The sequence below is a fragment of the Clostridium oceanicum genome, from assembly GCF_039521385.1.
GTDB lineage: Bacteria > Bacillota > Clostridia > Clostridiales > Clostridiaceae > Clostridium_F > Clostridium_F oceanicum.
On record NZ_BAAACG010000013.1, the window covers coordinates 26,465 to 38,829 of the forward strand.

Below are 12,365 nucleotides of genomic sequence, written 5' to 3' on the forward strand. Positions count from 1 at the left end.
TATTATAACAAGAGGAGTTTTACATATGAAATTTTTGATAGCAGCTATCATAGGTGCCCTTATAGGATATACAACTAATTGGATAGCTATAAAGATGCTTTTTAGGCCTTATACTGAAAAAAGGTTTTTAGGAATAAAGTTACCTTTTACACCAGGTCTTATTCCTAAAGAAAAAAATAGAATTGCTAAAAGTGTAGGTGAAGCAGTAGGAACAGAGCTTTTATCTAGTAAAACTATAGTTCAATATATTTCTAGTGAAAAAGTAAATAACAAAATAAGTAATTGGGTTAAATATAAAATTGAAGGTTTTTTGTATAGTGATAAAACCTTAGAGGAAAATTTAAAGGGAATTTTAAAGTCTAAATATGATACAGTATCTAAAAAGTTAAAAGGATATATAGAAAATAGTATTATTTGTGTATCAAAACGAGAAAAAAATATAACAAAAATAAAAAACAGTATAAATGAAAAATTAGAATCTGTTTTAGAAAATAACCCAGAAAAAATACTTAATACTGAAGTTTATAAAAATATAGAATTAAGCTTGAAAAACACTTTAGAAGGATATTTAAGTTCTGATAGATTAAAAAATAAAATTAATTCATTAATGGCTATGAAAATTGAACATTTAGAATCTAGTGATAAAAGATTAATAGATCTATTAACTGATGGACTTAATGAAGAACTTAAGATATATGTTTATAAAAACAGAGATGCTATAAGTAGTTATATTAAAGATACTTTGAGAGAAAAGGAAAATTCTGATAAGTTTAGAATAATAATAAAAGAAGCAATAACTAATAATTTTGGATCATTAGTATCTATGTTTTTAGATTTAGATTCTATTTTAGATAAACTAACTATACACATAAACGATTATTTAGATAAAGACGAAACTAGAGAAGATATAGCGGTTTATATAAATAAGATTATAGATAAAATAATGCAAATTGAGATTAAAGAAATAATTAAAAATATTCCTAAAGATAAGAAAAATGATATTATAGAAAAACTTAGAACTTATATACTTGAAGAAATAAAAAATATAGATACAGTAAGTTTATTGTTTAGTGAATTGAATAATTATATAGAGAATAAAAATTCTATAAAAGATATAGCAAAAGATTTAAATGTAGATTTATATGCTATAGTAAATGACTATATAGATAGATTTGTAAATAGCAGCGATTTTAATAGTTTAGTAAAAGAACTAGTAAGTTATTTTATAGATAACAACATGAAAATTTCTGTTAAAAATATAATTGGAACTGAAAATAAAAATATATCAAAAGAGATTTCTCATACTTTTATGGATGTGTATAAAGGATTTATAAAGGAAAAAGGAGAAGAGATTATAGGGTTTTTAAATATATCCCAAATTGTAGAGGAAAGAATAAAAGAGTTTGATGTTTATACAGCAGAGGATATTATATTAAAAATTTCTCATAAAGAATTAAAGGCTATAACTTGGCTTGGTGCAGTTCTTGGAGCAATAATAGGAATTTTATCTCCAATACTTAATAATATATATTAATTATATAAATTTAAGTTATTTGATTTTTTATATAAAAGTTATTATGATTTTAAGATTGAAAGATTTAATTTTTATAAAGTTTAAAATTATGTTTAAATTTTAAGGGGGATGATTATGAAGGAGAAGTATAAAATATTTGATGCACATGCTCATTATGATGATGATGAGTTTTCAAAGGATAGAGATAGTGTTATAAAAGATTTAAAAAAGAATAAAATTTTAGGAGTAATAAATTGTGGAGCATCCCTAAAATCATCAGTACAGTCAGTAGAACTGGCTAATATCTATGATTTCTTCTATGCAGCAGTAGGTGTGCATCCTGAAAATTCAATGGAAGTAAATGAAGAAACATTAGAAAAAATAGAATCTCTTACAAAAAATAAAAAAGTAAAAGCTATAGGGGAAATAGGATTAGATTATTACTATAAAGAAAATCCAGATAAAAATATTCAAATAGATGGCTTTAGAAAGCAAATGGCATTAGCCCAAAAATTAGATTTACCAGTAGTTATACATGATAGAGATGCCCATTTAGATACTCTAAATATTATAAAAGAATTTCCTAAAGTTAAAGGTGAAGTTCATTGTTTTTCAGGTAGTGTAGAATTTGCTAGACAATGTATAGATTTAGGGTATTATATAGGTGTTACTGGTGTTATAACTTTTAAAAATGCAAAAAAAGTAATTGAAGTAGTAAAAGATATACCTTTAGATAGAATATTAGTGGAAACAGATTGTCCTTATATGGCTCCTGTGCCTTTAAGAGGAAAGAGAAATAGATCTGAATATATAAAATATATGATAGATAAAATAGCAGAAATAAAAGAATTAGATTCAGAAACTGTAAGCGATCAAATACTAAAAAATATTGAGAATTTATTTAATATAAGTGTTTAGTTTTGTAATTTAGTTAGCTTAAAATTTATTTTTATAATTAAAATAGATTTTTTAGCATATATTAATAATAAATTTTAGCTTAACAAAAGGATTCCACCAAAAATTTTATGTTAGCAATCAATTTATATATAGATTTATGCAAATGATTGCATTAGGGATAAAAAAACTGGGCAATTTGACAGAAATTAATATACAGAATATAATATCAATGTTGATTTTGCCCGAAGGAGGTTTCAATGGTGGAAAGATTAGCTAGACAGTTTAAAAAATATTTTTCCAATGGTCCTAAGGCAATTTTTATTGTTGTATTGATATTAATGACAACAGGGGTAGTTATTAGCAAAGAGAGAAAAAGAGTAACAGTTTCTATAGACGGAAAGAATGTAAAAAATATAACAACATTTAAAAAGACATATGGTGATGTTTTAAAAGCAAATAACATAACCATAGGGCCAAAGGATAAAGTTACACCCAGCTTAAATGAAAATATAAAGCACGGGAGTAAAATCTCTATAAAAAAAGCTGTAGATGTAAAAGTGAATGTAGATGGGAAGGACATAGCTTTTAAATCTGCAGAAGAAAATGTAGGGAAGATGCTGAAAAAAGAAGGTATAAGCTTAAGAGATATAGATAAAGTATTACCTTCTAAAGACACTAAGTTAAAAAAAGGATTAAACGTTTCCGTTATAAGAGTGGAAACTAAGTTGGTTAAGACAACAAAACATATACCTTATGAAGTGGTAACAAAAAAAGATAAGTCTCTTTTCAAAGGAAGCAAAAGGACAATCAAAGAAGGACAAAATGGAGAAAAAGAATTCACTACAAAGATAGTGTATGAAAATGGAAAAGAGGCCAGTAGAAAAATTGTTGCTCAAGCAATAAAGAAACAGCCAGTTTCTAAAATAATAGCTATGGGAACGAATTCAAGTCCTACATTTTCTAGAGGTGGTAGTATATCAAATGGAAGATGTATGAGAATGAGAGCCACAGCTTATTGTTCATCCTATGAAGATACAGGTAAAAATCCTGGAGATGCAGATTATGGAGTAACAGCTACAGGAACTGCTGCAAAAAGAAATCCTAATGGATACAGTTCAATAGCTGTAGATCCAAGAATAATACCTTTAGGTACTAAAGTGTATGTTGAAGGTTATGGATATGCTATAGCAGAAGATACTGGTGGAGCTATAAAAGGTAATGTTATAGACTTATACTTTAATTCCAGTTCAGAAGTTGATAACTGGGGTTCAAGATGGGTAAACTTGTATATTATGAATTAGAAATTAGGAGCGATAGCTCCTATTTTTTCTATTTAGTAAAACATATTATTGGAGGAAATTTATGATTAAGGAAGTTATTGTAGTTGAAGGTAGAGATGATATTACTGCTGTAAAAAGAGCAGTAGATGCTGAAATGATAGCAGTAGGTGGATTTGGAATAAATAAAAAAGTTATACAAAAAATAAGAGAAGCACAAAAAAGACAGGGAGTAATAGTGCTTACAGATCCAGATTATGCAGGACAAAAGATAAGAAATTATATTTCAAGTAGAGTTAAAGGAATAAAGCATGCATATATATCAAGAGAAGAAGGAACAAAAGAGGATGATATAGGTGTTGAAAATGCTTCTCCAGAAGTTATAATAAGAGCTTTAAATTCAGTTAAGTGTGAAACTAAAACTTTAAGAAAAGAATTTAATATGGGTGATATGATATTTTTTAAGCTTACTGGAGGTTCAGACTCAAAATCAAGAAGAGATAAATTAGGAATGAAGTTAGGCATAGGATATTGTAATACTACACAATTTTTAATGAGATTAAACAATTATGGTATAACTAAAGATGAATTTACAAAAGCTATAAAATTCATAGATGAGGAGAATAGTTATGAATAATTTTGATACAAAGGACATAGTTAAAAAATATAATTTTAAGTTTAACAAAAACTTAGGACAAAATTTTTTAGTAGATGATACTGTATTAATAGACATTGTAGAAGGAGCAGAAATTGGACCAGAAGATTATGTTATAGAGATAGGACCTGGAGTTGGAACTTTAACAAAAGAGCTTTTAAAAAGAGCGAAGCATGTATATTCTATAGAATTAGATAATAATTTAATTCCTATTTTAGAAGAAGAATTAAAAGAATTTGATAATTTCACATTAATACATAAAGATGCTATGAAAGCAGATTTAAAGGAGATTATAGGAGATAAAGAATCAGTTAAGCTTGTTGCTAATTTACCTTATTATGTTACTACTCCTATAATAACTAAAGTTTTAAATGAAGATTATAATTTTAAGTCTTTAACAGTAATGATACAAAAGGAAGTAGCTGAAAGAATGAATGCAGATCCAAACTGTAAGGAATATGGATCATTAACTACCTTGGTTAAATACTATTGTGATACTAAATTATTAAGGAAAGTATCTCCAAATTGTTTTATACCAAGGCCTAAAGTAGAATCAATTGTTATAAGATTAGATAAATTAGAAAAGCCTAGAGTAGATGTTAAAGATAAAAAACTGTTTTTTAGAATAATAAGAAGTTCTTTCAATATGAGAAGAAAAACTTTAAGAAATGCTTTAAAAGTATTAGGATTAGATAAAAAAATTATGGAAGAATGCTTTTTAGAAAGTGAAATTGACCCTCAAAGAAGAGGAGAAACTCTATCTTTAGAGGAGTTTTGTACTTTATCTAATTGTATATATAATAGATTATAATTTTCTTAAGTTCTAATTATTGTGTTCACTTTTTCAATTATCTCTCATATATTATAATGAATAATATATATGGAGGTAAAAGAGTTGGCACAAAAAAAAGCTTATAGTAGATATTTTATAATATTACAAGAAGATGAAAAAGGATACTCTTTAGGGGTAGATAAGTCTGCTTCTGGATATGTGAAGATGGAGATAAAAAATGGTAAGTGTAAAATATCTTACTATGTTCAGAACATAAAAAAAGAATCAGCTCCTTACTATATGGTTTTAATTTGTGATAAGAAAGATACTAGTAAAATAATAAAAGTTGGTGAAATGAATATAGACGAGTATGGGAGAGCGGACATATGCTATGAGTATGGAGAAGATAACATAGCAAATTCTAACATATCTGCTGATAAAGTTTCTGGAGCTGCAATAGTAAAATTCATAGATTCTAATATAATTTCTGTAATGAGTGGATTTTCAACTACAGATACACCAAGATGGAAAAACTTTAACATGATAGAACCTTCTAAAGTAAGAAATGAAGAAAAAGAAGAGAAGTCTAAATCACATAAAAAGGTAGATAAGAAAACTAAGACAGAACAAAAAATAGAAGATAAAAGTATATTTGATAAATATGAAGATAACATTGAAAAGATAAAAGATACAGAAGTAAAAGAAGAAAATAATAAAGATGAAATTACTACTGTAAAAGAGAAAAATATTGAAGAAAATATAGATAAAGAAGTTAATGATAAAAATATTAAAGAAAATAAAAATCCAATTAAAAAGGATTTATCAGATAACAGAAATATAGAAGATCATGAAAAAGAATGTGAATCAAAAGAAGACATAGATGATTCAAAAGAAGATACAACTACTGTAAAGAATAATGAATCAGATGTAGATAGTTTTAAAAATAATGATGAAAATAAACATATATTTATAGATAATACCATAGATGTAAAATCAGAAGATTATAGAGATAAAGAGGATTATCCTAGAGGCGTAGTAGGAAATTTCTTTAATAGTTTAGTTAAAGACTTTAAAAATATAGAAAACTTTAATGAAGAAATTAAAAGATGCAAATGGTATAATATTCCTATAGAAAATAAAGATGATATGAAAGATACCTGTAATTATGATAAATATATGGTAGTATATCACCCTATGATTAGTTATTATCCTTATATAGAAAAACATAAACATTATGTTATGGGATATAAATGTGATAAAGAAGGAGAAATGAAGTATTTAGTTTATGGTATACCTGGTAAGAAGGCTAAGAAGGATCAACCTTTTGAAGGTAAATCAGGTTTTGTAACTTGGATTTCAAAGGAAAATGAAGAAGATGGGTATTGGTTAATGTTTTATGATTATAAAACTTCTAAAGTGATAATACCAACAAATAAATAAGAGGTATTTATGAAATACCTCTTATTTGTAATAATTTAAAAATTAGTATCATATAATTATGTGTAACCAATATAACTAGGGGTGAATATTTTATTTTGTATATAAATATAATTTTTAATATACAAAGTAAAGATTATGAAATTTATATTTGTAAATAAAAGAAAGTTAGGTTTGTGTTTAATAATATTGGGACTTATGGTTATACTTTTTGGATTTGAAAAAAAATTTGATGATAGGCTCAAAATGACATCTTTAGTTAGAAACAAGATATCTTCTTTAAAAGAATATAAGGGTTTAGATTATAAGTTAACTTATAAGTTGCCTGAAAGTTGGAATACAAAACAATATACTTTTTCTGGAGAGGATATCTTATATAATAATGAATTTGAAAATAAAGAACAAGGAATACATGGCTTTGTTCAAGTATGGAATCTAGAAGAAGATTTGAAAGAATTTTTAACGAACAGTAAAAAAATATCAGATTATAGTAAAATAGACTATAAAAATTATAAAATGATCCCAATAAATTTAAACAACAAAAAAGGGTATTTGGTTAAATATAGTTATCAAAGTAAAGCTGGTAAGTTTATAGCCTACGAATATTTTATAGGATATAAAGATAAAATTTTTAGATTTTCATTTTTTATAAAAGATGAAAACTTTGAGGAAAGTACTGAAACTGTATTAGAATTTATAGTTAAAACGCTTCAATATAAAGAATCTAATTATGATTAAAAATTTTTCATAGTTAGATTTTTTATTTGTTTATAAAATATAAATACTTTAGTTTTTTATATGTACAAAAATTATGTTATAATGACTCTATATTTACATTTTACTATATGAAATTTTATATTTTAAATAGTATAACATATATTAAATTATGTATTAAATTTGGAGGTAATATAATTGGTTAGTAATCAGCGTAATAATTATAAATATATATTTAAAACTATAACAGTTTTAATTCTCTTTTTTGTTACTTTTTCCTTAAGTGGATGTAATAGAATTGAGAAGCTCAAGGTTAAGTTTGGATTAAAAAATGAAGATTTTGAATACATAAAGGAAAATAAAGTTAAAAAAATCATAATACAAAATACTAGAGATAAAGGTTTTAGATTTATAGTTTCAGATAAAAAAGTTATTGGAGAGTTATATGATATAATGTCTTCTGCTAAAGAAATACAAAAGAAATCTAATTTAGAACCAGATTATGTTTTTGAAATGGATGAAGGTAATGGAAAGACTCATAAATTTAATTACATAGCAGGATTAAATAAAAAAGATGAAGGAAATTTATATAGCAAAAACAAGGTTTATGCTGTATCAAAGAGAATAGATAACGATATAATAAAAAGTTTTTGGACTATAAGAAAACCTAAAAACTTTAAAGATGTATATTATTCTTCAATAATAGAAACTTTAAAAAAACAGGGTATTTCTAAAAGTAATAAAAGTAATATAGGAATAAATATACAAGATGATATTGATGTTGCTAAGTTTATTTTGTCTACAGATTTAGAAGAATTTAAATCAAATTTAAAAAATAGTTTTAATAACATAGAATTAATAAAAGATGTTAATAAAAAATATGATAAAGTTGTTGACATAAAAACAGAAGGATATAAATCTACTAGATATAAAGCTTTAATAAGTTTTAATGATAAAAAAAAGAATACAGAGAAAAAATATTATGTTATAAATGAATATAAAAATGGAAGCTGGGACTTAAAAATTTATGATGAAAAACCAGAAGAATTTTAATAAAGAATATTTCTAAAATACATGTAGATTATAATCTACATGTATTTTTTTATAGGTAATAATAAAAATGGTTTTTGGCATTTGATAATAACATTATAAATGATATAATTACAATGAAGACTAAATTAATTATCTAGGAGGTAAATTTATGAGCAGTTGTGATAGTTGCCCAAGTAAAGGTAGTTGTAGTGGGGATCAAGAATGTTCTAAACAATTACCAAAATACGGAAAAATAAAAAACATAATTGGTGTAATAAGTGGAAAAGGCGGAGTAGGAAAATCTACTATTACAGGAGTACTAGCTACTAAATTAAGAAAAGCAGGTTACAAAGTAGGAGTTTTAGATGCAGATATAACAGGTCCCTCTATGCCTAGATTTTTTGGAATAAACGAAAAAAGAGCTGAAATGTATCAAATGGGAGACAGTCAAGAAGATATACAATTTGCACCTGTTCAAACTGAATCAGGAATAAATGTTATGTCTTTAAATCTTTTAACAGATGAAGAAGATCAACCAGTTATATGGAGAGGTCCTTTAATTACTGGGGTATTAACTCAAATGTATACAGATACTAAATGGGGAGAACTTGATTATTTACTAATAGATATGCCACCAGGAACTGGAGATGTAGCTTTGACTATAATGCAAACAGTTCCAGTAACAGGTATGGTAGTTGTTTCTACACCACAAGACATGGTATCTATGATAGTTAAAAAAGTGGTAGTAATGGCTGAAAAAATGGATATAAACGTTTTAGGCGTAGTAGAAAATATGTCCTACATACAATGTAATAAGTGTGGAGAAAAACTTAGAGTATTTAGTAAAAAGTCTGCTAAAGAACAAGCAGATTATTTAGGTGTAGATCTATTAGCAGAAATGCCTATAGATTTAGATTTAGTAGATAATATGGAAAAAGGTACTATAGAAGAATATATAGAAACTAAAGAAGAACATAAAACTTTATATGAAAACTTTTCAAAAGCTATAGAAAAAAAATAATAGTATATATAATATATGATAAAACCTCATGGTTGATTTAAATATCAATCATGGGGTTTTATTTATTTTCATATGCCTAAAATTTTTAGAATAAAATGTAGAAAAATATAATTTATAAGTTCTACATTTTATCCTAAAACCTAGTATAAAAATACAAATAAAGCTAAACATAATTATAATAGTAATTTTAGTTTAGATGGATAAAAATAAATAATATTTAACTGTATTTTATTAGGAGGTAGTTAAATGAAAGCAGAAGTAGATAAATGTAAATGTATAGGTTGCAAATTATGTGTAGAGTTATCAGAAGATGTATTTGTTATGGACGAAGATGGTAAAGCTAAAGTAGCTTTTAACCCTATACCACCTATTAAAGAGCAATATGCTAAAGAAGCAGAATATGCATGCCCTGTAGATGCCATAAAAGTAATTATATAAAATAATGTACAATGTTTTGATTTTTTGTTACCAACTTGTTAAAATATAATACGAGGTGATTAAAAAAAATGAAAAACTACTTTAAAAAGGATTGGCTAGAAGAATATGTACTTTTAGCAAGTTTGGTTAAATGGACCTTTTTATCAGCTATAGTAGGGTTAAGTGTAGGAGCTATAACTTCATTATTTATAAAAGCTGTACAAATAGGTTCTGATAATGTAAGAACAATACATAATTATTATTTGTTTTTACCAATAGCATTATTTTTAAGTAGCTATGTTGTATACAAGCTTGCACCAGATGCAGAAGGACATGGAACAGAAAAAGCTATACAAGCAGTTCATAAAAATCCTAATAATATAGATATGAAGGTTATACCAGTAAAACTTATATCAACTTTTGTAACTATAATTTTTGGAGGATCTGTAGGAGAAGAAGGGCCCGCTACTCAAATAGGTGCAGGAATAGCTTCTTTTTTTTGTAGAATGTTTAATCTTAAAAAAGTAGATGGAAGAAGGTTAGTTGTTTGTGGAATAGGTGCAGGATTTGTAGGCGTTTTTGGATCTCCTGTAGGAGCGGCTATTTTTTCATCAGAGGTATTATTTATAGGTAATATTTCATATTTAGCATTGTTTCCATCTTTAATATCATGTTTTGTTAGTTATTATGTGGGAAGGTTTATGGGAACAAAACCTTTAATTTATTATTTTATTAACATGAAACAAATAAATGTAGTGGACAGGTTCTTTAAATTGGTTTTATTTGGAATATTTATAGGTATATTAGCAGTTCTATTTATAGAACTAGTAAAAGTTACAGAAAATATATTTAAATCTTTAAAAATATATAAACCATTAAAAGGCTTAATAGGTGGAATAATAATATTAATTTTAGTTTTTGTAAGTGGTAGTACTGAGTTTTTAGGAATAGGAGACAATGTTATAAACAGTGCTATGAATGGACAAGATTTATTTGGATTTACCTTTTTAAATAAAATGATAGCTACTAGTGTAACATTAGGCTCTGGTGGAAGCGGCGGTATACTTACACCTATGTTTTATATAGGGGCTACAGCAGGAAATGCTTGGGCTAATATAGTAAATGGAAGCATAGCTTTTTATTCTGCTTTAGGAATGGTAGCTTTTTTAGGAGCCTGTGCTAATACTCCTATAGCAGCAGTAGTTATATCTATGGAGTTATTTGGAGCAGATGTAGGGATGTATGCATCAATTGCTTGTATTATAAGTTATTTAATAGTAGGACATAAGAGTATTTATCCAACTCAGGTTGTTTCTCTTAGTAAAACTCCATCTTTAGATATGAATACAGATTGTGAGATTTCAGATGTAAAAGATATACACATAAAAAATAAATTGTTAAGTAAATTTATTAAATTTTAGTTATTCTTTATCTATTAAAATTAATATTAAATTAAATATTCCCTTTAAAGCAGATATGATAAAAAGATATTATGTAAATATGATATATCTACTTTAAAGGGTATATTTTTATAGAAATTGGATAGAATCTTTTTCGCTTTCTTTTGTGGAACAGGGAGATATATTTATTTTATCTCCAATCTTACAATTAGAAGGTATTGAGTTTTTATCTATATTTGTTATCATGCCATTATTAAATTTAACTAAAATATAGTTAGAATTTGTATCTAATATTTTACCTATCATGAATACCACCTCAGTATTATTTTTACATTTAATACAGATATTATTCTTGTTATAATTAATTTTTTTATAATAAGAATAATAGATTTAGTAACCAGTTTTGATTTGTTTCATATAGTTACATATATAGCGCTTTTGTGCTTGGAGTGATCATATGAATGAAAAACAAGTGATTATAAGATTAATTTTATGTGTTTTAATTGGAGGACTTATAGGGTATGAAAGAGAAGCTAGAAATAGGCCAGCAGGATTTAGAACACATATATTAGTTTGTATAGGTGCATGTATATCAGTTATGATACAACAATATTGTACAAGTGAGGCTATAGCACTTGCCATTTTAAATCCTGGTATTAAAGAGGTATTAAAAACCGATGTAACTAGAATATCAGCTCAAGTTATAACAGGTATAGGATTTTTAGGAGCAGGTACCATAATAAGAGATAAAGGATCAGTAAAAGGCCTTACAACAGCTGCTAGCATATGGGTAGTTGCGTGTATAGGAATGACTATAGGTTTAGGATATTATTTTTTAAGTATAGTAGCATTTATTATGGTAATTATAGTTTTGCTTATATTAAAAAAATTAGAGCAGAAGATTATAGATAGATATAAAGTATATGTTTTACAAATTGAATATACTGATAAAGAAAATTTTATAGAGAAAATTTTATTTGATTTAGTAAAAATGAAAGTAAAAATAAAAAAATTTGAAGTATGCTATCATGGCAATAATAAGAGAAATACTAATAAAATAAATATTTATATGCAATTACCTAGGGGAATTTCTATAAATTACATTTTGCAATATATTCAAAGTAATGATAATATATGCATGTTAAGAATTTTAAAAAACTGAGAAGGCAATAAATGCCTTCTTTTTTAATGAAATAAATTTCTATAATTTATATACATAGTAACTTATAG

General features: G+C 25.7%; 13 protein-coding genes. 12 read left to right on the forward strand and 1 reads right to left on the reverse strand.

All coding sequences use genetic code 11. The annotated features are described in order from the left end of the window. The first annotated feature begins 25 nt into the window (after window positions 1-25). The 11 genes from ABDZ71_RS14125 (at window position 26) to ABDZ71_RS14175 (ending at window position 11,156) form a co-directional block, all read left to right on the forward strand. A complete protein-coding gene (locus ABDZ71_RS14125) occupies window positions 26-1,534 on the forward strand; it encodes a DUF445 family protein (RefSeq protein ID WP_343762502.1) in 1,509 nt (502 codons plus the stop codon). 114 nt (window positions 1,535-1,648) lie between these two features. Then, window positions 1,649-2,431, forward strand: coding sequence for a TatD family hydrolase (locus ABDZ71_RS14130; RefSeq protein ID WP_343762503.1), 783 nt, complete (start codon window positions 1,649-1,651; stop codon window positions 2,429-2,431). Window positions 2,432-2,667: 236 nt separating this feature from the next. Then, window positions 2,668-3,711, forward strand: a complete 1,044-nt coding sequence (locus ABDZ71_RS14135) for a resuscitation-promoting factor (protein ID WP_343762505.1) — start codon at window positions 2,668-2,670, stop codon at window positions 3,709-3,711. 61 nt (window positions 3,712-3,772) lie between these two features. Further along, a complete protein-coding gene (gene rnmV, locus ABDZ71_RS14140) occupies window positions 3,773-4,324 on the forward strand; it encodes a ribonuclease M5 (protein ID WP_343762506.1) in 552 nt (183 codons plus the stop codon). After that, window positions 4,317-5,153, forward strand: coding sequence for a 16S rRNA (adenine(1518)-N(6)/adenine(1519)-N(6))-dimethyltransferase RsmA (rsmA, locus tag ABDZ71_RS14145; protein WP_343762507.1), 837 nt, complete (start codon window positions 4,317-4,319; stop codon window positions 5,151-5,153). Before rnmV ends, rsmA begins: the two co-directional genes overlap by 8 nt. A gap of 84 nt (window positions 5,154-5,237) precedes the next feature. Continuing rightward, window positions 5,238-6,554 carry a hypothetical protein gene (locus tag ABDZ71_RS14150; RefSeq protein WP_343762509.1) on the forward strand — a complete coding sequence of 439 codons (1,317 nt, stop codon included), beginning with the start codon at window positions 5,238-5,240 and terminating at the stop codon, window positions 6,552-6,554. A gap of 171 nt (window positions 6,555-6,725) precedes the next feature. Then, window positions 6,726-7,289, forward strand: coding sequence for a hypothetical protein (locus ABDZ71_RS14155; RefSeq protein WP_343762510.1), 564 nt, complete (start codon window positions 6,726-6,728; stop codon window positions 7,287-7,289). A gap of 207 nt (window positions 7,290-7,496) precedes the next feature. Next, window positions 7,497-8,318, forward strand: coding sequence for a YhfM domain-containing protein (locus tag ABDZ71_RS14160; protein WP_425544721.1), 822 nt, complete (start codon window positions 7,497-7,499; stop codon window positions 8,316-8,318). Between the two features lie 148 nt (window positions 8,319-8,466). Further along, window positions 8,467-9,318: an Mrp/NBP35 family ATP-binding protein gene (locus ABDZ71_RS14165; protein WP_343762513.1), complete on the forward strand. Its 852-nt coding sequence runs from the start codon at window positions 8,467-8,469 to the stop codon at window positions 9,316-9,318. 246 nt (window positions 9,319-9,564) lie between these two features. Continuing rightward, a complete protein-coding gene (locus tag ABDZ71_RS14170) occupies window positions 9,565-9,756 on the forward strand; it encodes a ferredoxin (RefSeq protein ID WP_343762515.1) in 192 nt (63 codons plus the stop codon). 68 nt (window positions 9,757-9,824) lie between these two features. Continuing rightward, window positions 9,825-11,156: a chloride channel protein gene (locus tag ABDZ71_RS14175; RefSeq protein WP_343762517.1), complete on the forward strand. Its 1,332-nt coding sequence runs from the start codon at window positions 9,825-9,827 to the stop codon at window positions 11,154-11,156. 108 nt (window positions 11,157-11,264) lie between these two features. On the opposite strand, the gene ABDZ71_RS14180 is transcribed toward ABDZ71_RS14175, so the two are convergent. Further along, the gene (locus ABDZ71_RS14180; RefSeq protein ID WP_343762519.1) at window positions 11,265-11,441 is read right to left on the reverse strand and encodes a hypothetical protein; all 177 of its coding nucleotides are present in this window, start codon (window positions 11,439-11,441) and stop codon (window positions 11,265-11,267) included. A gap of 151 nt (window positions 11,442-11,592) precedes the next feature. Here ABDZ71_RS14180 and ABDZ71_RS14185 point away from each other — a divergent pair, with 151 nt between their 5' ends. Then, window positions 11,593-12,297 carry an MgtC/SapB family protein gene (locus tag ABDZ71_RS14185; RefSeq protein WP_343762521.1) on the forward strand — a complete coding sequence of 235 codons (705 nt, stop codon included), beginning with the start codon at window positions 11,593-11,595 and terminating at the stop codon, window positions 12,295-12,297. Window positions 12,298-12,365 lie beyond the last annotated feature (68 nt).